At 65.1% G+C, this 24,396-nt stretch carries 22 protein-coding genes and 1 pseudogene; 10 read left to right on the forward strand and 13 right to left on the reverse strand.

Going from position 1 to position 24,396, the window contains the following annotated elements:
* From MLB1_RS18265 to MLB1_RS18290, 6 genes and pseudogenes are all read left to right on the forward strand, one after another.
* Nucleotides 1-164: pseudogene (locus tag MLB1_RS18265) on the forward strand (WXG100 family type VII secretion target); the annotation flags it as partial.
* A gap of 32 nt (nucleotides 165-196) precedes the next feature.
* Nucleotides 197-1,060, forward strand: a complete 864-nt coding sequence (locus MLB1_RS18270; RefSeq protein WP_180751574.1) for an ESX secretion-associated protein EspG — start codon at nucleotides 197-199, stop codon at nucleotides 1,058-1,060.
* A 108-nt stretch (nucleotides 1,061-1,168) separates the two neighbouring features.
* Nucleotides 1,169-2,566: a type VII secretion integral membrane protein EccD gene (gene eccD / locus MLB1_RS18275; protein ID WP_180751285.1), complete on the forward strand. Its 1,398-nt coding sequence runs from the start codon at nucleotides 1,169-1,171 to the stop codon at nucleotides 2,564-2,566.
* The gene (gene mycP / locus MLB1_RS18280; RefSeq protein WP_180751286.1) at nucleotides 2,563-3,909 is read left to right on the forward strand and encodes a type VII secretion-associated serine protease mycosin; all 1,347 of its coding nucleotides are present in this window, start codon (nucleotides 2,563-2,565) and stop codon (nucleotides 3,907-3,909) included. The genes eccD and mycP overlap by 4 nt, the downstream gene beginning before the upstream one ends.
* The gene (gene eccE / locus MLB1_RS18285; protein WP_180751287.1) at nucleotides 3,906-4,904 is read left to right on the forward strand and encodes a type VII secretion protein EccE; all 999 of its coding nucleotides are present in this window, start codon (nucleotides 3,906-3,908) and stop codon (nucleotides 4,902-4,904) included. Before mycP ends, eccE begins: the two co-directional genes overlap by 4 nt.
* A gap of 123 nt (nucleotides 4,905-5,027) precedes the next feature.
* Entirely contained in the window at nucleotides 5,028-6,890 is a 1,863-nt protein-coding gene (locus MLB1_RS18290; RefSeq protein WP_180751575.1) for a CocE/NonD family hydrolase, read from the forward strand.
* 19 nt (nucleotides 6,891-6,909) lie between these two features.
* Here MLB1_RS18290 and MLB1_RS18295 read toward each other — a convergent pair whose 3' ends face one another.
* Entirely contained in the window at nucleotides 6,910-7,344 is a 435-nt protein-coding gene (locus MLB1_RS18295) for a pyridoxamine 5'-phosphate oxidase family protein (RefSeq protein ID WP_180751288.1), read from the reverse strand.
* A 67-nt stretch (nucleotides 7,345-7,411) separates the two neighbouring features.
* Here MLB1_RS18295 and MLB1_RS18300 point away from each other — a divergent pair, with 67 nt between their 5' ends.
* On the forward strand, nucleotides 7,412-8,299 hold the full coding sequence (locus MLB1_RS18300) for a hypothetical protein (protein WP_180751289.1): 888 nt from the start codon (nucleotides 7,412-7,414) through the stop codon (nucleotides 8,297-8,299).
* On the opposite strand, the gene MLB1_RS18305 is transcribed toward MLB1_RS18300, so the two are convergent.
* From MLB1_RS18305 to MLB1_RS18325, 5 genes are all read right to left on the reverse strand, one after another.
* Nucleotides 8,296-9,393, reverse strand: coding sequence for an LLM class flavin-dependent oxidoreductase (locus MLB1_RS18305; protein WP_180751290.1), 1,098 nt, complete (start codon nucleotides 9,391-9,393; stop codon nucleotides 8,296-8,298). The genes MLB1_RS18300 and MLB1_RS18305 overlap by 4 nt on opposite strands.
* A gap of 39 nt (nucleotides 9,394-9,432) precedes the next feature.
* Nucleotides 9,433-10,419: an ABC transporter substrate-binding protein gene (locus MLB1_RS18310; RefSeq protein WP_180751576.1), complete on the reverse strand. Its 987-nt coding sequence runs from the start codon at nucleotides 10,417-10,419 to the stop codon at nucleotides 9,433-9,435.
* 45 nt (nucleotides 10,420-10,464) lie between these two features.
* A complete protein-coding gene (locus MLB1_RS18315) occupies nucleotides 10,465-11,214 on the reverse strand; it encodes an ABC transporter ATP-binding protein (RefSeq protein WP_180751291.1) in 750 nt (249 codons plus the stop codon).
* Between the two features lie 10 nt (nucleotides 11,215-11,224).
* A complete protein-coding gene (locus tag MLB1_RS18320) occupies nucleotides 11,225-12,058 on the reverse strand; it encodes an ABC transporter permease (RefSeq protein ID WP_180751292.1) in 834 nt (277 codons plus the stop codon).
* Between the two features lie 146 nt (nucleotides 12,059-12,204).
* Nucleotides 12,205-12,534 carry a hypothetical protein gene (locus MLB1_RS18325; RefSeq protein WP_180751293.1) on the reverse strand — a complete coding sequence of 110 codons (330 nt, stop codon included), beginning with the start codon at nucleotides 12,532-12,534 and terminating at the stop codon, nucleotides 12,205-12,207.
* 198 nt (nucleotides 12,535-12,732) lie between these two features.
* Here MLB1_RS18325 and MLB1_RS18330 point away from each other — a divergent pair, with 198 nt between their 5' ends.
* From MLB1_RS18330 to MLB1_RS18340, 3 genes are all read left to right on the forward strand, one after another.
* On the forward strand, nucleotides 12,733-13,629 hold the full coding sequence (locus tag MLB1_RS18330; RefSeq protein ID WP_180751294.1) for a metal-dependent hydrolase: 897 nt from the start codon (nucleotides 12,733-12,735) through the stop codon (nucleotides 13,627-13,629).
* Nucleotides 13,630-13,958: 329 nt separating this feature from the next.
* Nucleotides 13,959-14,294: an RNA polymerase-binding protein RbpA gene (locus MLB1_RS18335; protein WP_180751295.1), complete on the forward strand. Its 336-nt coding sequence runs from the start codon at nucleotides 13,959-13,961 to the stop codon at nucleotides 14,292-14,294.
* An 87-nt stretch (nucleotides 14,295-14,381) separates the two neighbouring features.
* Nucleotides 14,382-15,080, forward strand: a complete 699-nt coding sequence (locus MLB1_RS18340) for an SDR family NAD(P)-dependent oxidoreductase (protein ID WP_371750650.1) — start codon at nucleotides 14,382-14,384, stop codon at nucleotides 15,078-15,080.
* A gap of 12 nt (nucleotides 15,081-15,092) precedes the next feature.
* On the opposite strand, the gene MLB1_RS18345 is transcribed toward MLB1_RS18340, so the two are convergent.
* The 7 genes from MLB1_RS18345 to cobN all read right to left on the reverse strand — a co-directional run bounded on the left by MLB1_RS18345 (nucleotide 15,093) and on the right by cobN (nucleotide 24,363).
* On the reverse strand, nucleotides 15,093-15,854 hold the full coding sequence (locus MLB1_RS18345) for a polyprenol monophosphomannose synthase (protein ID WP_180751297.1): 762 nt from the start codon (nucleotides 15,852-15,854) through the stop codon (nucleotides 15,093-15,095).
* Between the two features lie 5 nt (nucleotides 15,855-15,859).
* Nucleotides 15,860-17,653, reverse strand: a complete 1,794-nt coding sequence (gene lnt / locus MLB1_RS18350; RefSeq protein ID WP_180751298.1) for an apolipoprotein N-acyltransferase — start codon at nucleotides 17,651-17,653, stop codon at nucleotides 15,860-15,862.
* Nucleotides 17,646-19,181: an amidohydrolase gene (locus MLB1_RS18355; protein WP_219603331.1), complete on the reverse strand. Its 1,536-nt coding sequence runs from the start codon at nucleotides 19,179-19,181 to the stop codon at nucleotides 17,646-17,648. The genes lnt and MLB1_RS18355 overlap by 8 nt, the downstream gene beginning before the upstream one ends.
* 125 nt (nucleotides 19,182-19,306) lie before the next feature.
* Complete coding sequence (locus tag MLB1_RS18360; protein WP_180751300.1) at nucleotides 19,307-19,828, reverse strand: FxsA family protein; 522 nt, start codon at nucleotides 19,826-19,828, stop codon at nucleotides 19,307-19,309.
* A 70-nt stretch (nucleotides 19,829-19,898) separates the two neighbouring features.
* Nucleotides 19,899-20,300 (reverse strand): PPOX class F420-dependent oxidoreductase, encoded by a 402-nt coding sequence (locus tag MLB1_RS18365; protein ID WP_180751577.1) that lies wholly within the window; start codon nucleotides 20,298-20,300, stop codon nucleotides 19,899-19,901.
* A 10-nt stretch (nucleotides 20,301-20,310) separates the two neighbouring features.
* The gene (locus MLB1_RS18370) at nucleotides 20,311-20,715 is read right to left on the reverse strand and encodes a PPOX class F420-dependent oxidoreductase (RefSeq protein ID WP_180751301.1); all 405 of its coding nucleotides are present in this window, start codon (nucleotides 20,713-20,715) and stop codon (nucleotides 20,311-20,313) included.
* Nucleotides 20,716-20,724: 9 nt separating this feature from the next.
* Complete coding sequence (gene cobN / locus MLB1_RS18375) at nucleotides 20,725-24,363, reverse strand: cobaltochelatase subunit CobN (RefSeq protein ID WP_180751302.1); 3,639 nt, start codon at nucleotides 24,361-24,363, stop codon at nucleotides 20,725-20,727.
* Between the last annotated feature and the right edge of the window lie 33 nt (nucleotides 24,364-24,396).

The raw sequence follows: 24,396 nt of genomic DNA on the forward strand, positions 1-24,396 counted from the left end.
GGCACGGCGACACCTCCATGAGCCAAGCCGCCTGGCAAGCCCAATGGAACACCGCCATGGAAGAACTCATCCGCGCCTACCGCGCCATGGGCAACACCCACGAAACCAACACCCTGTCCATGAACGCGCGCGACATGGCCGAAGGAGCCAAATGGGGCGCATAAACGCCCTTGGTGCTCCTGCACCTGATCGTGCGATGAACCAGGCCCTTCGGTCGCCGGACGCCGTCGAGCTGACGGTCGACCAGGCCTGGTTCCTCGCAGACACGTTGGGCGCTGGCACCTTTCCTTGGGTGCTGGCGATCACCGTTCCCTTCCGGGATGAAGCACAGCGCGCGGGATTCAACGCTCAGCGCGTTCAGGAACTCACCAGAGCCGGCGTCCTTGGAGCGGACGGGGCGGTGGATCCTGCCGTAGCCGGCTGGATCCGCACCGTGTGCCGCCCCGACCGTTGGCTGGAACTGCGTTATGTCGCGGCAGGTTCGGAGAATCCGGACGTGATGCGCGGCATTATCGCGCGGAGACAGTCACAGGGCCGCGGACTGACTGTGGTGTCCCTACGCAACGCCCATCTGATTACCTTCACGGTGGTCGACGCCGACGACTCCTCCGCGCTGGCCCCCAGTGTGGTGGCGGGGCTGCGATGGCGCGAACCTGCGCGGTTCCCCGAGTTCACCTTGCCCACCCAAGTCGGCGCCAAGGCCGACGAGCAGCTGCGCTCTGGCGCCTCACTGGCCGATGTCATGGGATACCTGGGTGTCCCGCCCGCCGCGCAGCCGGTAGTGGAATCGGCGTTCATCGGAGCCCGGAACTATGTAGAAGTAGTTGCCGGACAACGCGATAACGCAACCCAGCAGACCTCTGAGGTGGGTATCAGTGTGGTGGACACCAGCACTGGACGCATCCTCGTCAGCCCGCGGCGCGCCGATGACGGCGTCTGGCTGTCAACCTTCGCACCCGGAACCCCGTTCGCGATCGCGGTGGCCGTCGACCAGTTGATGGCCACGCTCTCGGACGGGCACTGGTTTCCGGATGCCCGCCTGACCCGAGACTTCCACTGATGCTGCCCCCTTCCAGATCCCCACTGTGTTCGATCCAACTGTGCCCAATCCCAATGTGCCCAATCCCTTTGGGCCCAACCCCCTACCGAGAGAGTCAAACGAAACACCATGTCTGACAACGCCGTGATGCCCATCGTCCGGGTAGCCGTGCTCGGTGAAGAAAAGCTGACCGAGATCGCGCTTCCAACGCAGCTGCCGATGCGCGACATCATTCCCGCGATACACCGTTTGGTGGCCCCCGACAGCCACACAGCCACCGAGGCCACAACCCCACAGCGGCTGAGCCTGGCGCCGGTGAACGGCGCCCCGTTCAGTGCCGACGCGACTCTGGACACCGTGGGCGTCCTCGACGGCGATCTGTTGACGCTGCGACCAACCCCCGTCGGACCTGCTGCACCCGGCATCGTCGAGGACATCGCCGACGCCGCCGTTATTTTCTCCGAATCGCGTAAGCGCCCCTGGGGCGCCGAGCACATCGCCCGCACCACCCGTTTCGGCGCCCTCGGATTGATCGTGGCGGCAACGGTTCTGGCCATCGTGCACAACGTGCGCACCGGATCGGTTTTGAGCCTTGCCGGGCTGGCAGTGGTCGCGGTTGCCGCCGCGATCGGGGCATTGGTGGCACACGTGCGCTCACCGCGTCTGGGTGCGGAATTGGCGATCACCGCCCTGGCACCCATTGCCGCCGCACTTGCGCTGGCCGTGCCCGGGGATGGACTGGCGCCGCGTGTGCTCCTCGGAGCGGCCGGAGTGGCGGCGTGGTCGCTGATCTACCTGATCGTGGCCCGTCAGCTGATCGCCTTTTTCACCGCAACGACGGTGCTGTCCATCGGTATCGCAGGCGCTGCGGGCGCCCAGATCCTGTGGCATTCTTCCTTGCTCGCCCTGGGCTCCGGCCTGATCATCGTGGCGCTGCTGGTCACCGTGCGTGCCGCACAGCTGTCGGCGTTCGCCGCCCGATTCCCGCTGCCGACCATTCCGGCACCGGGTGACGCGACTCCTTCCGCCCCGGCGATGTCGGTACTCAAGGACCTGCCGCGACGCGTACAGCTGAGCGATTCGCATCAGAGTGGATTTATCGCGGGTGCTTCACTTCTGGCAATCCTGGGATCGCTGGCACTGGTGGGCGGTTCGACTCTGGCCAGCCCGTGGGCCTGGTACCTGGTGTTCGCGGTGAGCGCCGGAGCGGCACTGCGGGCGCGGGTGTGGGATTCAGCGGTCTGCAAGGCCTGGCTGCTGGCAGTTCCGTTCCTGGTGACGACCGCACTGCTGGTGATCTTCGCCATCGCCGGTCGTTACACCGGCGCACTGGTTGCGCTCGGCGTGCTGGCCGTGCTGGTTGCCGCGCTGACGGTCGTGGTGTTCAACCCGAAGATCGGTGAGGCGGAAAGCTACTCGCTGCCCAGTCGACGGGTCCTCGGATTTTTCGCCTCCGGAATCGACGCCTCGTTGTTGCCGGTCATCGCGTACCTCACCGGGCTGTTCGCCTGGATTCTCAACCGATGATGCGGTTTTTGTGCGTGGGCGCCGTCGCCGCCACCCTGATGGCGACGACGATTCCCCCGGTGTACGCGGTTGCGCCTCCCGAGGCGGATCCCGCTGCGCTGCCCCGAGACTCGGCCCCCAGCGCCAGCGCCGGCATGCAGTCCGCCGCGTGCAGTACCACCGTGCTGCTCCCGGGCACAGGTACGGCTGGAAAGCCTTCACAGGAGCTCCAGGAGGCTTGGCGCTTCTCCCACGGTGAGGGTCAGAGCATCGTCGTCATCGACACCGGCGTACAGCCGAGCCCGCGGCTGCATGTTGAGCCGGGCGGTGACTACGTGCAGTCGACCAACGGCCTGACCGACTGTGACGGCCACGGGACTATGGTCGCCGGCATCATCGGTGCCCAACCCGGCCCAGACGGATTCTCCGGTGTCGCACCGGCGGCCAAGCTGATCTCGATCCGCCAGTCGTCCGCCAAGTTCTCCCCGCGCGTCACCGGGGGTGATCCAACCACCAGCGAAGCCAACAACTTCGTCAACACCTTGGCCCGGGCAATCGTGCACGCCGCGAACCTCGGGGCACGCGTGATCAACATTTCGTCGCGTGTCTGCGTTCCGGCGGCCAAGCCCATCGACCAAGCCGCACTAGGTGCGGCGCTGCGGTACGCCGTCAGTGAGAAGGACGCGGTCGTAGTCGCCGCGGCCGGTAACACCAGTGGCGGCGGCGCCAACTGCCAGCAGAATCCCCTCACCGGCGCCGGTGCGGACCCCAGGAATTGGTCTGGGGTGGAGTCTGTTTCGGTGCCCTCGTGGTGGCAGCCCTATGTGTTGTCGGTGGGCTCTGTCGCAATCGACGGCAGTCCCTCGAAGTTCACGATGGCCGGCCCATGGGTGGGTATTGCGGCATCCGGCGAGAACGTGACATCGCTGTCTAACGACGCCGAGGGCGGGTTGGCCAACGGAATGATCGGCCAGGACGGTAAGCCGGTCCCCCTCTACGGAACGAGCTATTCGGCGGCATACGTTTCGGGTGTCGCGGCGCTGGTTCGCAGCAGGTTCCCCGAACTGACGGCAAGCCAGGTGATTTCGCGTCTGAAAAGAACCGCTCGTGACGCGGGTCGGTCTCCCTCCAATCTCGTGGGGGCCGGAACGATCGACCCGGTAGCCGCGCTCACCTGGGAGGTTCCCCCAGAGGAGGGCGGACCCACCGGCCCCAGCGCTCGCGCGGTCGTCCCTCCGCCCGCACCCATCCCCGAAAATCCCCTTCCCCGGCGACTCGCTTTCTTGGGCGCCGGTACATGCCTGATCGCGGTAATCGTCGTCGCCGCGCTGAGTGCGCGTCGCAGACAGGAGAGCACTGAGTGAGCACGAATACGAGTAGGAAACTGAAGCTGTATCGACCACCGGTGCCGTGCACGCTGCGGCTGACCCTGGTGGCGACGCTGGTCGCGGCGGGTGCGTTCGCGCTCTACCGCCGGGACCCGGCCGACCGCTGGATCGCCATTACCGCCGGGGTGCTCGCGCTGGTTCTGCTGGTGTGGTGGCGTGGCACCTTCCTTACCGAGATGCTCGGACGGTGGACGAAGATGCTGACCGGCAGGCTCTCTCGCCGAACCCCCTCGGGTATCGCGCAGATCGTCCCTTCCGGCGTTGACGCGCGTACCACCGTGGCCCTTGAGCTCAAGGCGCCCGCGTCCGGTGAGGATGTGCCGGTCGGACTCCTCGCCGGGTATCTGGATCGCTATGGCGTGCGATGCTCGTCGATCCGGGTCACCACCGCCGATATCGATGGCGTCGAGGGCAAGATCTGGGTGAGCCTGACCCTGAGCGCCGCCGAAAACCTCGCCGCCCTACAGGCGCGTTCTTCACGAGTCCCCTTGCGCGAGACCGCCGATACGGTGGGACGCCGACTGTCCGATCACCTGCGTGAACTGGGGTGGCAGGTCAGCGCCGCGGAGAATCCGAACGCACCGCTGCCCGCACAGGTAAAGGAAGGGTCGCGCGCCGTCACCGACGACCACGGATACCTGGCCGCCTACCGTGCCACGGTGAATGGCGACCTGACTCAGACCCTCGCGAGCGTCTGGAGTGCCCCGCTCTCTGAGCGCTGGACAGCTCTTGAGCTGACCGGGACCGTCGATGCTCCACAGCTGACCGTGGTCTGCGCACTGCGCACGGAGGAGAAGCCGGCCGCCCACGCTCCGTTGGCCGGTTTGATGCCGTGCTGGGGGGAGCACCTGCGCATCCTGCAGATCTTGGACCCGCTGTCGTCCGCCACCTTCGGCGGAGCAGCCAGCTCCGTCACCGCCGAGTTCCTCGACGATCTCACGCAGCAGGACGAGGCGCCGGCACTGGTCTGAGAGCAGTCCGCTAGGCCGCCGCAGCGGTGTTGAGGTATGCGGCGGTCCAGCTCCGGCGCAAGAACAGTACGAAGGTCGCTATACCCTGGCGGGGTGATCGCAGGTTCGGCCAGTCGTCTCGGAATGCTCGTAGTCGCCGTCGGCCTCGTCCTCAGCGCATGCAGCCCTACCGGCTCGCCTCAGAACTCCTGGCCCCCGTCGGGGGGCCGCGGCCCATGCGCTGTCGCCAAGAAGTCCGATGTGCCGGCGGCCATGCGCGATGGCACGATCTTGCGCGCCGACGTCTATCGCCCCAAGCTCAAGGACCCCGTGCCGGTCATCCTGATGCGCACTCAGTACGGCAAAGACAGCGCACAGGTCAAACCGTCACGGTTCCGCACCCCCGACTGGTTCGCCTCGCACTGCTATCTCGTAGTGGTGCAAGACATTCGCGGCCAGGGTGCTTCCGACGGGGTGTTCACCGAGTTCGGCAATGACGGCGACGACGGTTACGACACCGTGGAGTGGGCGGCCGGACTACCCGGTTCCAGCGGCAAGGTCGGAATGTACGGCTCCTCGTATGTCGGTGCGACACAGTGGCTCGCCGCCACCACAACTCCCCCGCACCTGACAACCATCGTCCCCTCCAATACCGCCTCCGACTACTACGACGGCTGGACGTACGAGGGCGGCGCGTTCCGGCTGGGCTTTGCGCTGCCGTGGGCTATAGAAACCATCGCCACCTCCGCGGCGCAGAACCGTGGCGATGACGCTGCAGTCCAACAACTCAAGACTGCAGCCACAGAGCGGAGTCGCTGGCTCAGTTTCCTTCCCTACAAAGATCTTCCACCCATGCAGCCGGACAATCCTCAGGTCGCACCGTGGTATTTCGACTGGATCCGGCATTCGACCCGCGATGACTACTGGAAGCAGTGGAGCATCAGAGACCGGTACGAGAAGGTGAAGGTTCCGGTGCTGCACTTCGAGGGCTGGTACGACTCGTTCCTACGTGGCGGCCTGGAGAACTTCACAGGTATGTCCGCCCGCGGCGGGTCACCCGAGGCGCGCCGCGATCAGCGCATCGTCATCGGTCCGTGGGACCACCTCGCCTGGGGCCGCGAATCATCAAGTCCATCAACACTGTTGAAGGAGTTGGGGGCCGGTGCCAACAGCCCCGTCAATGAACTACAGCTGGCATGGTTCGACCACTTCCTCAAGGGCGCCGACAATGGCGTCACTTCCGGAACACCCCGCGTCGACTACTACCTGATGGGCGCCAACCGTTGGAAGACCGCCCCGACCTGGCCACTGCCACAAACGGATTGGACGGTGTATCAGCTCGGCGGCTCCGGAGCAAAACATGCTGGCACACTTGGTAACTCGGTTTCGCCTCACGACCCGCCCGATACCTACATCTACGACCCCGCGAATCCGGTACCGAGCGCCGGTGGGCACTCTTGTTGCGCCGCCGATTCGGCACCAGAAGGTCGCTATGGCCAGAACGTCGTCGAGCAGCGTCCTGATGTGCTGACGTACACCAGCGAGCCACTCACCGCCGACACCGAGGTCACCGGTCCGATCAGTGTCGATCTGTGGGCGGCATCCTCAGCACCGGATACCGATTTCACCGCGAAACTCGTTGTCGTTCGGGCCGATGGCGCTGCCATCAACCTCAACAACGGCATCGTCCGCACCTCAACGGCGCAATCGCTGTCCGAGCGGCACCTCGTCCCGGCGGGCCAGCCGAGTAAGTACCGCATCGATGTATGGCCGGTGAGCTACCAGTTCCGCACCGGCGAGCGCATCCGGCTGGAGATTTCCAGCAGCGACTTCCCCCAGTACGCACCCAACCCAAATACGGGAGCACCGTTCGGACAGAACGCCGAGCTACGCACCGCGACGCAGACGATCCTGCATGATGCGGCGCATCCATCCACGCTCACACTGCCCGTCATACCGGCCGGTGATCCGGGCACCGAGAACTTCCCGATGCCAGCCCAAAACTAAATCCGTAGCCAACCGGGCGCTAGCCCCAGTTCTCGGGGCCGCCGAGGTCCGCCGAAAGCCAATGCTCCGGCGAGACATAGACCGCGATCTGCTCCCCGTACCCCTCCGAGTACTTGAGGTACCCGTCGAGCAGCTCCTCCGGTATGTATCGCGCGGCCACCTGCCGATGCTGGTCGTGGCCGAGCGGCTCGATCTTGGTCACCGGCCCCTCCACGCTCACGTAGCGCACCGTCGGTTGTTCCCGATCGACCATGAGCGTCAACCGACCTGCCGCCTCGATCAGCTGATGCTTACGCGAACCCTTGCCCGTCGGAATCCACAGATCGCCGCCAGAGGTGTAGTAGTACCAGATCGGCACGGTTAGCGGAGCACGGTCCGACCCGGCGCTCACCGAGATGGCAGCCACATGGGGCTCGGCCAGAAATGCCTGTCGTTCTTCCAAACTCAATCCCATGTCCCCACCCTACGATCACCGACCGACAGCCGCACCGGTCTAAAGATTCCCGTGGTTCACTGGGCTCATGGCACGTCCCCCTGCCCTCGCCCGTCGCCTCTACGAACGGTTTGAGCCGGTACACGGAATCACCTACTTCACAGCGGAAGCCCGTGCCGCGGTCGATGAGCTTGGCTACCGCGGATTCTGGCGAGGGTACTTCGCCACCCGATCGGCTCCGCTGGGTGCAGTGGTGCCGCGCCTCGTCGAGGCCGTCTTCTACAACTTCGCATCATTCCGGGTAGCCAAGTCCCTCGACGGCGCATGGGATACCGCGAGTCCCGAACAGGCTCTGGCCGCGCGGCAAGCCGGTGCCGTCGCAGCGCTACGACGCTTTGGCCTCGCGGATGACGAAAATCTATGCACCGCTGCCGATTTACTCGGGAAGGCAGCCCGCAATGCCTCGTTGGCAGGTCGCCCGCTGTATGCCGCACTGTCCACCGTCCCGTGGCCGGACCAACCCGTGGCGGCACTGTGGCATGCCGCCACCCTGCTACGCGAGCAGCGTGGTGACGCCCACATCGCTGTCCTGGTCGCCGCCGGCATCAATGGTCGCGAGTCGAATGTGTTGCAGGTCGCGGCAGGCAGGGCGGCCAAGGACCACATCATGCGCACTCGGGACTATGACGACGCCGAGTGGGCCGATATCGAGCAGGCCCTTTCTCAACGCGGTCTACTCGACGGCGCCGGCCTATTGACCGCCGAGGGCCACGCCCTGAAGACCGATATCGAGGACCGTACCGACCGGGCCGCACTACCGACGCTCGATGCGCTCACGAACGCCGAGGTGGAGACGCTCTTTCGCACCCTCACCCCCATTACCCGTCAGGTCATCGCGGGTGGCGACATACCGATGTCAACACCAATGGGATTGCAGCGCAACGATCTTGACGATGAGAGCGCCCATTTGAGCTAAGCCGCCAGCGCTCCCCGCTTCTTGAGCAGCGGAAGCACACCCTCGGCAAACCAGTACGCCTCTTCCAAGTGCGGGTACCCGGACAGGATGAACTCGTCGAACCCAAGCGCGTGATACTCGGAGATCAGATTGGCGACCTCTTCGTGGCTGCCGACCAACGCCGTGCCCGCACCGCCGCGCACCAATCCGACTCCCGCCCACAGGTTCGGATAGATCTCGAGCTTGTCGAGCCGCCCACCGTGCAACGCCGTCATGCGCCGCTGCCCTTCGGACTCCGACTTCGCATGCAGCGCGGTGGCCGCGGCGACCTGGTCTGGGGTCAGCTCGGCGACCAGTGAATCGGCGACGGCCCATGCCGCCTCGGAGGTGTCCCGGGTGATGGTGTGCAGCCGGATGCCGAATCGCAGGGTGCGGCCACGCTCCTTCGCCAGTGCCCGCACCGCCTGGATCTTGGCGGCGGCCGCGGCGGGCGGCTCACCCCAGGTCAGGTAGACATCGACATGATCAGCCGCGATCGGCAGTGCCGCCGGGGAGGACCCGCCGAAATACAACTGCGGCAACGGCGTCGGCGGCTCCGACACCCGCGCATCGGTCACGGTGTAGTGCTTACCCGAGTAGTCGACGGGTTCGCCCTTCCAGATATCCCGGACGATCTGCAGGAATTCACCGGTGCGCTCATAGCGCTCATCGTGAGTGAGCCAGTCGCCGAAGCGACGTTGCTCGGCATCGTCGCCTCCGCTGACGACGTTCAGCAGCAGACGCCCACCCGAGAATCGCTGGAATGTGGCCGCCTGCTGCGCGGCAAGCGTCGGTGGGACGAGCCCGGGCCGGAACGCCACCAAGAATTTCAGGCGCTCGGTCTGCTCCAGTAGTGCCGACGCGGTCAGCCACGCATCCTCGCACCAGGTGCCCGTCGGGGTCAGCACGCCCTCAAAGCCCAGCCGGTCGGCCGCACGGGCGATTTCGCCGAGATATCGCAGGCTCGGCTCCCGATACCCCGCCGGAATGGTGTGATGCGATGACGCATGTGAGGCGCCCACGATGGAACGACTGTCGCCGTTGGTGGGGAGAAACCAGAAAAACTTGGCGGCCACGGGAATTGCCCTCCTTATGAGCTGAAAAACCGGGAGCTTCTACTGCGTCTTGGTGAAGAACTGCGCCAGCACGCTGTCGTATCGGCTGTCGACGAAATCGGCGAATTTGGGCTTGCCCTGGATCTGACCGGATTGCGCGAAGAGATCGGCCAGCTTCTGCTCCGAGGCACTCACCTGATCGGTCAGCGGTATCGGTGGCCGCAAGCTGCGCGACTGCGCGAGGGCCGCGGCGGCGGGGTCGATTCCGATTGCCGCGGCATACTTTCCGTACCACTCCTGCTGATGGGCCTGGGCCCAGTTGCTCGCCCGAGCGATGCGCTGCACCAGGTCCGAAAGCGCGGTGTTGCGTTTGGCATCGCGCAGCGCCGCCTGCGAGGCGACACCGAATCCATACCCGTTCGAGACGTCGCTCGCGGTGGCAAGCGTGCGGACCTTCAGCTGCTTTTCGGCGAGGGCGGTGTACGGGTCCCAGATCGCCCAGGCATCGGCCTGCCCCTGGCTCAACGCCGTGAACGCGTCGGCGGGCTGCAAGAACACCAGCTGGATGTCCTTCACGGTGAGATTGGCCTTCTGCAGCTGCAACAAGAGGTGACCGTGTGCCGAGCTGCCCTTGCCGACCACCACCTTTTTACCCCGCAGGTCCGCCACCGACTGGACCGTGGAATCGGCAGGGACCAGGATCTGGTCGCCCGAGGCATCATTGGAATACCCGGATACCACTTTGATTTTCGCGTTCGAGGCCGCCCCGAAGATCGGCGGCGTGTTACCGGTGACGGCGAAGTCGATCTTGCCCGCGGTCGCCGCCTCGATCTGTGGCGGTCCGGAGGTGAAGGTGGAGAAGTCGATCTTGTACGGCACGTTGTCGAGCTCACCCGCTGCGCGCAGCAGCGCCTCGGTGCCCCCCTTCTGATCACCCACCTGGAGAGTAAGCCCCGTCAGCTCCGAGAGCGGGACGAGCTGCGGCACAGCGGAATCGCCCTTGTCTTCGCGACCGGAGGTGCACGCCGACAGCACCAATACACTCATGGCCGCGGTCGCAGCGATCCAGCGCTTCACTGCCCTCCCCTTTCGTCAAACACCAAGCTGCGCAAGGAGTTCACCTCGGTACTTCTCCGTCTCGCCGTCATGTTTCCCCTGCGGTTTCCGCGGGTTGTGAATATGCAATGTGTGCGCCAGCCGACCCTCGTCCAGCACCAGAATGGTGTCGGCCAGCGATATCGCCTCGTCTACATCGTGGGTGACCAGCAGCACGCCGAACTCGTGTTCCCGCCATAGGTTCAAGAGCAGGCGGTGCATCGACAGCCGGGTCAGTGCGTCGAGTGCACCGAAGGGTTCATCGAGCAGCAGCAGCTGAGGCTCCGCGACAAGCGCACGGGCCAGAGACACCCGCTGCGCCTGGCCACCCGAGAGGGTCAGCGGCCAGGCCTGCGCCTTATCCGCAAGCCCCACCTCGTCGAGCGCTCGATCGACCCGGGAAAGTGCTTCCGCCTTCGACAGTTTGGTGCGGGTGAGCCCGTACGAAACGTTGTCGCGGACCGAGCGCCACGGGAACAACCGTGGCTCCTGGAAGGCTACGGCCGGGGCCCCGAGCACCTGCCGTTCACCGCCGTATTCGCCGGCCAGCCCGGACAGCACCCTCAGCACCGTCGACTTACCCGAGCCGCTGCGGCCCACCAGCGCGACGATCTCACCGCGGCCGACCCGTAACGAGACATCGTCGAGCACCCGGTTACGTCCGTACCACTTGGTCACCGATGTCAGTTCGGCGGCCGGTGTGGCGGATTGCCGCGACAGTTCGGAAACCTCGAAAACTGCTGTCATGGTGCGCCTTTCATGATCGATATCGCAGTGCACGCCGTTCCAGCACGCGCACGATGGCGTCGGTCACAATGCCCAACAACGCGTAGACCACCAGGCCGAAGATGATGACGTCGATACGCAGGAAGTCGCGTGCGTTGTTGATGAGGAACCCCACCCCAGCATCGGCGTTGATCTGCTCGGCGACGATGAGCGTGAGCCAGGACAGCGCCAGTGACTGACGCAATCCGACAAGCACCTGCGGTGTCGCGCCCGGGACGACAATGACACGCAAACGCTGCCAGAACGAAAACCCGAGCACCTGAGCGGTTTCGAAGAGTTTGGGGTCTACCTGCCGGATCGCAGAGGTGGTGTTGAGGTATAGCGGGAACGCCGCTCCGAGCGCCACCATCAGCACCTTGGGCAGCTCCCCGATACCGAACCACAGGATGAACAGTGGGATGAGCCCGAGATGCGGCAGCGCCCGGACCATCTGCATGGTCGGGTCCACCACCGCGTCGACCAGCCGTGACAACCCCACCACGGTGCCCAGAACAACCCCCAGGGTGCCGCCCAGCAGTAGACCCTCGGCGGCACGGATTCCGGAGACGCGCAGCGCCTCGGCGAGTTGGCCGTTGCCGATCAATTCGATTCCGGCGCGTGCGATCGTCGACGGCGCCGGCAGGATATCCGCGTCGATCAGACCCCAGGCGCTAGCCGCCTGCCAAATCAGAAGCACCGTGAACGGCGAGAGGAATCGAATGATCTCCCAGCGGCGGTTGAGTATCCACTCTCGCCAGGACGGGGTGGGCGCGGGCGCATCGGTGTCAGTTGCCGCGGCGGCCACCAACGCATTACGGGTGGTCATGAAAAGCTCGGGAATCCTCACGGTCGGCGGCTGGCATCGACAAGGTATCGATCGATGTTGACAAACTATGGGCGCGTTCGGATTCCGTGAAGGTTTAATCTCGCAATGAGTTCCTTTCTCGCGCGAGTAGAGGCTCGCGCGAGAAATCAGCGCCAGCCGTCGGCGGCCTTGGCGGCGCGCAGCAACTCCTCGCACAACTGGCGCAGCTCGTCCTGGGTCGCGCCCTCATCGACCGCGGTCGCGACGTCCTCGGCGGCACATCGCGCCTGAAACACCCGATCGGCGAGGTCGGCCGCTTCATCCGCGGTGAGCACCACGGCATCGGCAGGCACCGCCGTGCCCTTAACCGCCGCGCGCTGTTCATAGGCACGTTGACGGCAGGATTGGCGACAATACTGGCGCCGGCGACCGAGCTCGGCGTCAGCGACTTCACGTCCGCACCACTTGCAGGGCTGAGCATGTTTGCGACGTGCCACGCCTCAGAACTGTAGCGGTGACGGCGGGTTGGCCGATACGACGAGAGCTCCAGGGCTCGCCGGGGGTTAGCGCCACTGGAAATTAGAAAATGCCAGTTCACAGGCACTAAAAGTGGCTTGATAGAACATCAAGTACCTGATATATTTGGTACTAGTAATCGAACGGTCCGGGCATCACCGCCGATGTTAAGGGGAATTATGGCCGCCGAAGTCGCACCCCAAGTTGTCTATCCGAAGACCAGGAGAATCCGGTTCCGGTTCGGCGAACCCGAACCCATGCAGCGGTATTACATCAACGACGACATTGCCTTCAGTCACCTGGTAGGGATCCTGTCAGCCGCCTTCCCCCCGGGCGAGGAATTCTTCGTTCGAGCTGTGCGTCGTTACGGGGCACAAATGACCGATCCGCACCTCAAGAAGCGGGTGGCGGGATTCATCGGACAAGAGATGACCCATGGCATGCAACACAGCGAACTCAACCGGAAACTGGCCTCCGTGGGATACAGCTTCCAATTCATCGAGCTGCTCGGCAACCTGGCAGACGAGACCGAGGAGTACCTCGATACGGCATACCCAGATGCGCGACTGCTGCGCCTGTCCCGGCTCAGCGCACTATCAGTGACCGCCGCAGCTGAGCATTTCACGGCGGTTCTCGCCGAACGCCTGCTTACCCGACCGGAGATCCGGGAGCTGATGACCGATCCCGAGGTACGGAACTTACTGAACTGGCATGCCTTCGAGGAGCTGGAACATAAATCAGTCGCGTTCGACGTCTATCGGGCCGTTGGCGGGCCCGAATGGCTGCGCATCTCGACTATGCGAGCAATGGCCGCGATCGCGATCCCCCTCTTCACCGTCGGCGTCTGGATCTCTGTTGCCGCCAACGATCCCGAAGGACGCAAGCAACCGCTGCGATTACTCGGCGAGACGGTGCGATTATTGCGTGGCCCGTTTCTGAAGGGCCTGTACACCGAGAGGAAGCCGTACCTGAAGCGCGGCTTCCATCCCGACGATATCGACACCAGCGCGGTACTGGACCATTGGCGCGACGAACTATTCGGCGACCAGGGCCAGTTGGTGGACCACCTCAAATAGAGGCACGACAAACCAACTTGCCAGCGAAATAGGGCACTCTTTCCGACCATCGTGATTACCTGCGGTGGACTGGAAATACGCAGAAATCTCGGAGCCGGTGACCAGAACCAGGCACCCGAGTACCTCGGCCAGGATCACGGGGCGAAAGGCTGTCACCCGGGTGGCCTCGTGGCGCGCGGCCCAGCGGTCGATGACGAACTATAATGAGGCCTACAACCTGCATGAACAGGGAACTAATGCCGCCGGGACGGCGTTGAGGTAAGCAGTCACCAGCAATTCGAGCGCGGGAGCCTGATCATCCCGGCCCGCAGTAAAGAGGAGAAGTACACATGGCAGATCGTGTTCTACGGGGCAGCCGGCTCGGCGCCGTCAGCTATGAAACCGATCGTGACCACGACCTCGCGCCCCGCCGTATGGCCCGCTACCGCACAGACAACGGTGAAGAGTTCGAGGTTCCCTTCGCTCACGATGCCGAAATCCCGGCGAACTGGGCTTGCCGTAACGGCCTGGAAGGCACCCTCCTCGACGGCGACGTGCCCGAGCCCAAGAAGGTCAAGCCCGCGCGTACGCACTGGGACATGCTCCTGGAGCGCCGCAGCGTCGAGGAGCTCGACGAGCTGCTCAAGGAGCGTTTGGAACTGATCAAGGGCCGGCGCAGAGGCTAAGGCGCGGCAGCGTAACCCGCTCTTATGAGTGGATCCGGTAGATCCGTAGCAGGTTCAGCCGTTCTAATCACCGGCGCCGCAAGCGGCATGGGGCAGGCCACTGCTCGGGTTTTCGCCGAGGATGGCGCATTCGTTGCGGTCACCGATCTGCATCTGGAAGATGCGCAAGCAGTCGCCAACGAGATCGGCGATTCTGCAGCGGCCTGGGCGCTGGATGTCACCGACAACACACAGATCGCCGAGGTCGTCGCGGCTGTGGCCGAACGGTTCGGCCGTCTGGACATCGTGGTGAACAACGCCGGTTTCGCGGCATTCAGGTCACTCGATGACCCCGACTATGACGACACCTGGGATCGGTCGCTTGCCGTCCATCTGACCGCACCCCAACAGATTGTCCGCGCAGCACTCCCGTTCCTGCGTGAAGCTCCGTACCCGCGTGTGGTGAACATCGCCTCCACAGAGGCTCTCGGCGCCACTCCGTATGACGGCCCATACGTTGCAGCCAAGTCCGGCCTGGCCGGTCTGACCAGGAGTTTGGCGGTCGACTTGGGGCGCGACGGCATCACGGTGAACTGCATCTGCCCGGGGCCCATCGATACCGCGATGACAGCGGCGATCTCCGCTCAGGACAAGGACACCTATGCCCGCCGACGCACCGCGCTGCGCCGCTACGGTCGCGCCGAGGAAGTCGCGCATATGACGTTGAGCGTGTGCCTACCGGCCGCGTCGTACCTCACCGGCACGGTGATCCCCGTCGATGGTGGCCTGATGGCCCGCAATGCTTGAGGTCTGAATACCTCAGCGGTTAACGCCGCGGGCCCGGTCCAGCCTGCTTCTCACACCCCATTTGGTCACCTTGAGCAGGGCTTCGTTGATGATCGACCCGCTCATCTTGGATTCGCCGATCGCGCGTTCGGTGAAAGTGATCGGCACCTCGACAACCTCGAAACCGTACGCAATGGTGCGCAGGGTGAGATCGATCTGGAAGCAGTAGCCGTGGGATTCGACAGCCGCCAAATCCAGCTTTTCGAGCACCTCACGCCGGTACGCGCGGTATCCGGCGGTGATGTCGTGAGGCTTGACGCCCAACACCAGCCGGGCGTAGACATTCGCGCTGCGGGAGAGCACCAGGCGCCGCCACGGCCAGTTCACGACCGTGCCGCCCGGCACGTAGCGCGAGCCGATCGCCAGGTCGGCTCCGGCGTCCACGGCGCCCAGCAGCCGGGACAGCTGTTCGGGAGCGTGGCTGCCGTCGGCGTCCATCTCCACCAGCACCGAGTACTGACGTGCCAGACCCCAACCGAAGCCGGCGATGTAGGCGGCTCCCAGGCCACCCTTCTCCTTGCGGTGCATGACATGCACGCGGTCGGGATCGGCGAGCGCGAACTCGTCGGCCAGTTCGCCGGTACCGTCCGGGCTGCCGTCGTCGACGATCAGCACATGCAATTCGGGCTGCGCCTTGTTCAGCCGACCAAGGATCAGTGGGAGGTTCTCCCGCTCGTTATAGGTCGGAATGATCACCAGGGTCCGGGCGCTCGGACGTTCGGTCGTGGGATCCACTCCGCTCAAGTCTCCTTAGTAGGGGGCTGTTCTGCTGTGTTCAGTTCTGAACCATCCGGCACATCCTTGCGCCGCTTCAGCCCTCCATTGTGCAGTACCGCCAGGCCAGCCGAGGCCAGGACGGCAAGTCCGGCGATCAGCGCGAGAGCCCATTCGACCCATGGACCCCATTGGGTGGCGGGTGTCAGGTCGTTGTGCAGCCGCACCTGCATATCGATATAGGCCGGTTGGAAGAACTTGGTACGGCCCGCGTCGACTCCGTCGGGAGAGATAAAGGCGCTGATCCCGGTGGTGCCGACGACGATGACCTCCCGGTCGTGCTCGACGGCCCGAACCTTGGAGATGGCCAGCTGTTGTTCACTCATCGCAGTGCCGAACAGGGCGTTGTTGCTCGGCACCGTGAGAATCTCGGCGCCGTTGAGCGTGGACAGCCGCGACGCCCTGTCGAACAGGACCTCCCAGCATGTGGTCACGCCGATCTTCACACCCCCGGCAGTGACGACACCGTTGCCTTCTCCGGGGACGAAATACCCCGCGCGGTCCGCGTACTCGGAGAAGTGCGCAAAGAAGCTCCGCCACGGCAGGTACTCACCGAACGGTTGCACGATCTGTTTGTCGTGACGCTCACCCGGGCCGGTGTCCGGATCCCAGACGATGATCGAATTGATCGACTTGGGCTCTCCGGGGGTGGAATCAGGGTGACGCAGCACTCCACCGACCAGGATGGGCACACCGATCGCCTGCGCCGCCTCCGTGATGGCCTCGGCCGCGTCCGCATTGCGGATTGGATCGATATCCGAGGAGTTCTCCGGCCACACCACGAACTGCGGCGCCGGGGCCTTCCCTGCCTTGACGTCCTGGGCAAGCAGGATCGTTTCCTTGACGTGGTAATCCAGCACAGCACGCCGTTGCGCGTTGAAATCCAGCCCCAGGCGGGGAACATTCCCCTGCACCGCCGCGACGGTGACGGTCCGCCCATCGGTGGCTCCGTGGCTCGCGTGCCGAACCTGCTGCCAGCTCACCGCCATGGCGAATAGGACAAGACACACACAGGCACCGGGCAGCAGCACCGAGGGCACCGGACGAGCACCGGACGGACTCACGGCCGGGCTGCGCCACCAGCGAATCATCTCGATGCCGAGCGCGGTGACCGCGAATGCGGCCAGGGCCACCGCGAAGGACACCAGCGGCGCTCCCCCGTATCGCGCCAGGCTCAGCATGGGTCCGTCGCCTTGTCCGAAAGCTATACGACCCCAGGGGAATCCGCCGAACGGAACGCTCGCCTTGCCCCATTCCGCGGCGGACCATGCGGCGGCGAACCACAGTGGCCAGCCCGGCAGGTTCCGCACGACCACTGCCATCACACCGAAGAGAGCGACCGAGATCGCGCAGAGCAAGGACAACGCCAGCCACGGGACCGTACCGACCAACTCGCCCGTCCAGGGCAACAGCGGGATATAGAACGCGAGGCCGAAGAGCAGCCCATACCCAAGCCCACCGCGCAGTGCGGTCCTCGGCGACCACAGCACCAGTCCAAAGATCGACAGTGCGGGGAACGCTGCCCACCAGAAACCCCACGGAGGGAAACTCGCGCACAGGAGAAGACCTCCGATAATGGCCCCGACCTGGCGGGGTGCCGCACGCAGCCATGCTTGGCCCGCCGCGGCGGCGCGCACGCGCAGAGCCTCGGTAAATGCCGCGCCGCGTGACGGACCGGCGGCCTCCTGCTCCTCGTCTACCGGAGCATCGACCGGCTCCTGGAGGTCCATCAGGTCCTCTTCGACAGCTTCGTCAGCCATAGATCACCGTGCCGCGGTGCACAGTTCGCAGACATTTAGGGAGCACAGCAGCGGCATCCGCGAGATCCGGCAGGGCCGGGACCCGCGAACGCGGGTCGGTGGACCACCGCTGCACTCCCGGCTGGCTGGTGTTGATGGTCAAGTCCCCTGTCTTCCATATCGCGTAGCTGGCCGGCGCTCCCGGGGTCAGGGCGCCGGTCACGCCGTCGTGAATGCCCTGTGCACGCCAGCCGCCACGTGTCGCGGCACTGAAAGCAGCGCGCATCGATACAGAACTGCTCGCAGTGCGGTGATGAGCCGCCGCCCGCACCGTCACCCACGGATTGATGGGTGCGACGGGGGCGTCGGAACCGAACGCTAGGGGCACGCCTTGGGATGCTAACAGCGCCAGTTGGTTTAGCTGAGTACCTCGATCAGGGCCGAGTCGGTCCGCGTACATGCCGTCGGCGCCACCCCATAGGGCGTCAAAGGCCGGTTGCATGCTGGCGATGATCCCCAGCCGACCGAGCAGCTCCGCCTGCGCCGCGGTGACCATTTCGAGGTGCTCAAGGCGATGGCCGCACCGGGCGACGGCTGCCACACCATGACGGTGCGCGACCCGCTCGAGCGCGTCGATCACCTGAGTGACGGCGGCATCACCGATCACGTGGAATCCCGCCGTGATACCGGCCTGTGTGCACGAGTCCAGATGAGCTTCAACCGTTTCAGCGTCCAGGTGCCTCACGCCGCAAGTGTGCGGTGCATCGTGGTACGGCTCATGCAGCCAGGCGGTATGTGATCCCAGTGCTCCGTCGACGAAGAGGTCACCGGCCAACCCGGCGGCCCCCGTCGAGGCAATGAGCTCACGCGCGTGATCCGGATCGCTCGCGGCCTCGCCCCAGTATCCGGTGACCTGCACTCCGTGTTCCGTGGTCAGCAGCTCGCGGAAATCCTCAAGCCCGCCGATCTCGGGCCCACCGCATTCGTGCACCGATACCAGGCCCAGCGATGCGGCGCGGTCGAGGGCCGCACGCCGTGCGGTGGCGCGGCCCTCCAGAGATAGGGCGGCGCGCGCACGGCCCCGCAGCAGATGATGGGCCTCCGCCCTCAGCGGGCGTTCGGGGTGGAACCCAGAGGCCTCGGCCAGTCCCGGCACCTGCCTCCGGAGCGCGCTCGACGCCGCGGCCGAATGCACGTCGATCCGGCTGAGATAGACAGCCTTCCCGGGCGCCGCCGTATCGAGATCGGCGGTGGTCAAGGGCTGCCGATCCGGCCATCGGGACTCGTCCCAGCCATGCCCCCAGATCACGTCGTCGGGATGTTCTTCGGCGTAGGCGATCAGCCGATCCAGGCACTGTTCCCGGGAGTTCACATCCGACAGGTCGAGTCCGATGATGGACAACCCGAGCGCAGTGACGTGGACGTGGGCGTCGACGAACGCGGGTGCCACGAAGGCGCCCTCCAGGTCGATGATCTCGGCGGCCGGGAATTCTGCGCGACCGAGATCGTCCTCGCCGATCCAGCTGACGACGTCACCGGTCACGGCCATGGCGGTCGCCGCAGGATGCGATGGGCTATGCACGCGCCCGTTGACGAGCAGTTGCGATGAGCCGCTTGCGCGAAGAGCGTCGAGCTGAGTCTGCACTCGGTAAGTCTGCCGGGTTCGGGCGACGTCTACGCAGGCAGGTCGCGGCCGGGTCGGTACTGCTGAGACGGACTACTCGGCCCCGCCTGACCTTCATCGACATCGATGACCTCGCCGTCGATGTAATCGACGGTGCTTGGACGGGTCCGAGCGGCCTGAAACGCGCCGTATCCGGCGGGGACGACGGTGATCAGGGGCGCGCGCCGGCTCAGCTGGCGCGCTGCGACAACGGTCAGCACCGGCCGCAGCACGGCACGGGTCGGCGGCAGGAGTAGCAGCAGCCCGATCGCAGAAGACACCAATCCGGGGATCACCACCGCAACGGTTCCGAGCGCGATCAGGGCGCCATCCGCGATGGCTCCACCGGGTGACCGAACTCCGCGTCGCAGCTGGTCAATGGCACGACGCCCCTGTGAACCGGCAAGGATCAGGCCGACAACGAAGGCCGCCGCGACGGCGATGATGGTCCAACCGATGCCTACCGCGGAGGTCAACGCCACCAGGGCGGACACCTCGAGGATGACGTAGAGCAGAAACAGGCCTGGCCACATATCGAGTCAACGAGCCGACCCCATGCCGGGTTCCCGGATTACGCCGATGAGCCGCTGGCGCGAAGAGAATTCAGGCGGTGATGGCCAGTCCGGTGGTGCCGCTCGTACCCCGACGCAAGACACTCGCCCTGACCAGCACCCACCCCACCACGCCATACTTCCGCGTGATGGCCGCGCGCGCCCGCTCGGTGCCCTCGGTATCCAGGACTCGCGCGGTTCCCTCGATCTCACCGCTGCGGACCTTGCCGCGCACATCGCAGACGGCGAGCGTCACACGCGGTGTGTTGCGGATACGCCGCACCTTCCACGCATTCGTCTCGGTCCAGACCAGGAGCTCACCGTCCTGGGGCGCCGCCCAGACCGCGGCGGGTTTGGCCCGGCCGTCCTTCGTGTAGGTGGTCAGTAGGACGTATTTGGCCGCACAGACTTCGTCGAAGGTCGGCGTCGGGAGGTTTGCACCCATGGCGCCCAGTCTAGGGACGTCAAAGCGTTTCCGGCGCGCCAAGCGTTACCGAAATCCCCACTCTGGCGCCATTGCGCCGGTCCAACCACGCCGTCGCGATGCGGCTGGGCAGTCCATACCGTTTGACCACCGCTGCCCGGATGCGCGCGACAGAGGCCGGATCCTCAACGATCTCAGCGGTGGCATCGGATATCGGGCTGATCACCCGACCACGTTGAGTACAGACGGCCACCGTCACCCTCGGGTTTTGCCGAATCTGCGTGACCTTCCAGGTGTTCGCACTCGTGGTGAGCAGGAGCTCGTCGCCCTCGGCGACAAAACCCATCGGAGTCGGCTTGGGCACACCGTCTTTCGTGAAGGTGGTCAACAAGATGTAGCGGCCCGCCGCTACTGCGCCAATGTCCAATCCTTTGTCCCGGGCCATCTCCCGATGCTACGACTCCAGCTCGCCCTCGGTCTCGAGGAACACTCTTCGCAAATCATCCAGAACTTGCTGATCGGGCTTCTCCCACAGGCCCCGGCTGGCGGCCTCCAGCAACCTCTCCGCAATGCCGTGCAACGCCCAGGGATTGGACTGTTGCATGAACTTGCGGTTCTGTTCGTCGAGCACATAGCTGTTGGTGAGCTGCTCGTACATCCAGTCCGCCATCACGTTCGCGGTGGCGTCATATCCGAACAGGTAGTCGACGGTCGCGGCCATCTCAAAGGCGCCCTTATAGCCATGACGGCGCATTGCCTCCAACCATCGCGGATTGACCACACGTGCACGGAAAACCCTTGTGGTTTCTTCAGATAGCGTGCGGGTACGCACCGCGTCCGGTCGGGTGTTATCGCCAATGTACGCCACCGGCGCCTTGCCGGTGAGCGCCCGCACCGCGGCGACCATACCGCCGTGGTACTGGAAGTAGTCGTCGGAGTCGGCAATATCGTGCTCGCGGGTGTCGGTGTTCTTGGCCGCCACCGCGATCCGGCGATACTGGTGGCGCATATCCTCGCTCGCGGCGGCACCGTCGAGCCCACGACCATAGGCGAATCCGCCCCACGCGGTGTAGACCTGCTCCAAATCGGAGTCGTTGCGCCAGTTTTGACTGTCGATCAGCTGCAGCAGCCCCGCCCCATAGGTTCCGGGCTTGGAGCCGAAGATGCGCATGGTGGCGCGTCGCCAATCCCCATGTTCGGCGCGATCGGCCTGCGCGTGTGCTCGCAAGTAGTTCTGCTCGGCAGGTTCCTCGAGCCCCGCCACCAGCGCGACGGCATCATCGAGCATCGTCACCACGTGCGGGAAGGCATCGCGGAAAAATCCGGAGATACGCACCGTGACATCGATTCGCGGGCGCCCAAGTTCTGCCAATGAAATGATCTCCAAGCTCACCACACGCCGAGACGCATCGTCCCAGACCGGCCGAACACCCAGGAGCGCAAGAACTTCGGCGATATCGTCGCCCGAGGTCCGCATTGCCGAGGTTCCCCAGATCGAAAGCCCCACGGACCGCGGCCAATTTCCGTAGTCGGCGTGGTACCGCTCCAACAGCGAATCGGCCATCGCCCGCCCGGTCTCCCAGGCCAGCTTCGACGGAACCGCCTTGGGGTCTACCGAGTAGAAGTTGCGCCCGGTCGGCAACACGTTGACCAGCCCACGCAGCGGCGAGCCGGAAGGCCCGGCCTCGATGAATCGGCCGTCCAAGGCCCGCAAGACCGCATCGATCTCACCGTTGGTCCCGTTGAGCCTGGGTACCACTTCGGTGGCCGCGAACCGCAGGATCTGCGCGACCTGCGGGTCATCGGTGAGACCGCTGACCGCATCCGGATTCCAGTCCGCCGCCTGCAGCGCGACCAGCAGCGAATGTGCTTGCTGTTCAACCTCGTCCACCCGCGTGCGGTCGTCGGTGCCGTCCTCGGCCAGGCCGAGCGCCTGACGCAATCCAGGTACCGATTGCTCGCCGGCCCACATCTGCCGGGCGCGCAGGATTGACAGCACCAGATCAACCTGGGCCGCACCTTCGGGCGCACTGCCCAGGATGTGCAGACCGTCGCGGATCTGCACATCCTTGATCTCGCAGAGCCATCCGTCCACATGCAGCAACATGTCGTCGAAGACGTCCTCGTCGGGGCGCTCCTCCAGTCCCAGATCGTGGTCCATCTTCGCCGCACGCATCAGCGTCCAGATCTGTTGGCGGATGGCCGGTAGCTTCGCCGGGTCCAGCGCCGAGATGTTCGCATGCTCATCGAGCAACTGCTCCAAACGCGCGATATCGCCATAGGTTTCGGCTCGGGCCATGGGCGGGATGAGATGGTCGACAAGGGTCGCATGTGCGCGCCGTTTGGCCTGGGTACCCTCGCCCGGATCGTTGACCAGGAACGGGTAGATCAACGGTAGGTCGCCGAGGGCGGCATCGGTAGCGCAATCTGCCGACAGCCCAACGGTTTTCCCGGGCAACCACTCAAGATTGCCATGCTTGCCAAGGTGCACCAAGGCGTCGGCACCGAACCCACCCTCCTCACGCGGGGCCGACAACCAGCGATACGCGGCGAGGTAGTGGTGGCTGGGCGGCAAGTCAGGATCGTGGTAGATGGCTACCGGGTTTTCCCCGAATCCACGGGGCGGCTGTACGAGCAACAAGGTGTTGCCTGCCTGTAGCGCAGCAATCACAATATCGCCATCCGGGTTGACGCTGGTGTCGACGAACAGCTCCCCCGGCGGCGGGCCCCAGTGCTCGACAACCTGCTCGGCGAGCCCGGGCGACAACCGGGAGAACCACTCCCGGTACTGCCGTGCCGGTACGCGAATCGGGTTGCCCGCCAACTGTTCCGCGGTGAGCCACGCCGGATCTTGGCCACCCCGCTCGATCAGGGCGTGAACCAGCGTGTCACCGTCGCCCTCGCCGGCGGGTCGGCCGGTTGCGGGTAGTCCGGGAATGTCACCGTCGGCGCCCACGTCGTAGCCCGCCTCACGCATCGCGGTCAGTAGCGCCACCGCGCTCGCCGGGGTATCCAGGCCCACCGCGTTGCCGATCCTGGCGTGCTTGGTGGGGTACGCGGAGAACACCAACGCAATCCGGCGTTCATCGGCGGGTATCGATCGAAGTTTCGCATGCCGCAAGGCGATACCTGCCACCCGTGCGCAGCGCTCGGCGTCGGGAACGTAGGTGATGAGCCCGTCGCCGTCGATCTCCTTGAACGAGAAGGGCACGGTGATGATGCGGCCGTCGAACTCGGGGACGGCAATCTGGGTGGCGACATCCAACGGACTCATGCCGTCATCGTTGGCATCCCAATCCTCGCGGGGGCTGGTCAGGCATAGCCCCTGCAGAATCGGGATATCAAGGGCCGCAAGGTGGGCGACGTTCCATTCGTTATCGGCTCCTCCAGCACCCACGGACGCCGGGGTGGCCCCACCGGCGGCGAGCACGGTGACCACCATGGCGTCGGCGGCCGCCAACGCTTCCAAGAGCTCGCGAGGCGCGGTGCGCAGCGACGCGCAGTACACCGGAAGTGCCCGTCCCCCACCGTTCTCGATCGCGGCACACAACGCCTCGACGTATCCGGTGTTGCCGGCGAGCTGCTGCGCCCGGTAGTAGAGCACCGCGACGGTGGGTCCGTGAGAAGAAGAATCGGCGGCCTTGCTCTGCCTTTCCAACACTCCCCAGGCCGGGTTCGCGGCCGGTGGCTCGAAACCGAATCCCGTCATCAAGACGGTGTCGGATAGGAAGGCGTGCAATTGCTGTAGATTCGCCGTCCCGCCCTCGGCCAGGTATCGGTGCACCTGAAGTGCGACCCCGCCCGGGACGGTGGAGCATTCCATGAGCTCGGCATCGGGGGCCTGTTCACCCGAGACCACGACGGTCGGCACGCCGGAGGCGATGACGGCGTCGATGCCCTCTTCCCAACCGCGGCGGCCACCGAGAAGTCGAATGACCACCACTCCCGCCTCGTTGAGAAGGCCGGGCAGGTCGTCGAGGTGGATGCGAGAAGGGTTGGCCCATCGGTAGTTCGCACCACTGCCGCGCGCGGTCAGCAGGTCGGTGTCGGATGTCGACAACACCAGAATGGCGGGAGGCGGGGCGTCTTTCACACCCCATTCGTACCGTAGTCCTACGGTAAGTAG

It is taken from the genome of Mycobacteroides sp. LB1, from assembly GCF_013449725.1.
Lineage (GTDB): Bacteria > Actinomycetota > Actinomycetes > Mycobacteriales > Mycobacteriaceae > Mycobacterium.

Excerpts from the sequence above, each read along its gene's own strand:
- MLB1_RS18310 (WP_180751576.1), bottom strand. The coding sequence starts at position 10,419 with ATGAGTGTATTGGTGCTGTCGGCGTGCACCTCCGGTCGCGAAGACAAG.
- MLB1_RS18360 (WP_180751300.1), bottom strand. The coding sequence starts at position 19,828 with ATGTGGCCAGGCCTGTTTCTGCTCTACGTCATCCTCGAGGTGTCCGCC.
- MLB1_RS18330 (WP_180751294.1), top strand. The coding sequence starts at position 12,733 with ATGGCCGCCGAAGTCGCACCCCAAGTTGTCTATCCGAAGACCAGGAGA.
- MLB1_RS18290 (WP_180751575.1), top strand. The coding sequence starts at position 5,028 with ATGCTCGTAGTCGCCGTCGGCCTCGTCCTCAGCGCATGCAGCCCTACC.
- MLB1_RS18270 (WP_180751574.1), top strand. The coding sequence starts at position 197 with ATGAACCAGGCCCTTCGGTCGCCGGACGCCGTCGAGCTGACGGTCGAC.
- mycP (WP_180751286.1), top strand. The coding sequence starts at position 2,563 with ATGATGCGGTTTTTGTGCGTGGGCGCCGTCGCCGCCACCCTGATGGCG.
- MLB1_RS18355 (WP_219603331.1), bottom strand. The coding sequence starts at position 19,181 with ATGGCCGTGACCGGTGACGTCGTCAGCTGGATCGGCGAGGACGATCTC.
- MLB1_RS18300 (WP_180751289.1), top strand. The coding sequence starts at position 7,412 with ATGGCACGTCCCCCTGCCCTCGCCCGTCGCCTCTACGAACGGTTTGAG.
- MLB1_RS18370 (WP_180751301.1), bottom strand. The coding sequence starts at position 20,715 with ATGGCCCGGGACAAAGGATTGGACATTGGCGCAGTAGCGGCGGGCCGC.
- MLB1_RS18295 (WP_180751288.1), bottom strand. The coding sequence starts at position 7,344 with ATGGGATTGAGTTTGGAAGAACGACAGGCATTTCTGGCCGAGCCCCAT.
- eccD (WP_180751285.1), top strand. The coding sequence starts at position 1,169 with ATGTCTGACAACGCCGTGATGCCCATCGTCCGGGTAGCCGTGCTCGGT.
- MLB1_RS18340 (WP_371750650.1), top strand. The coding sequence starts at position 14,382 with ATGGGGCAGGCCACTGCTCGGGTTTTCGCCGAGGATGGCGCATTCGTT.
- MLB1_RS18315 (WP_180751291.1), bottom strand. The coding sequence starts at position 11,214 with ATGACAGCAGTTTTCGAGGTTTCCGAACTGTCGCGGCAATCCGCCACA.
- MLB1_RS18320 (WP_180751292.1), bottom strand. The coding sequence starts at position 12,058 with ATGACCACCCGTAATGCGTTGGTGGCCGCCGCGGCAACTGACACCGAT.
- MLB1_RS18335 (WP_180751295.1), top strand. The coding sequence starts at position 13,959 with ATGGCAGATCGTGTTCTACGGGGCAGCCGGCTCGGCGCCGTCAGCTAT.
- lnt (WP_180751298.1), bottom strand. The coding sequence starts at position 17,653 with ATGGCTGACGAAGCTGTCGAAGAGGACCTGATGGACCTCCAGGAGCCG.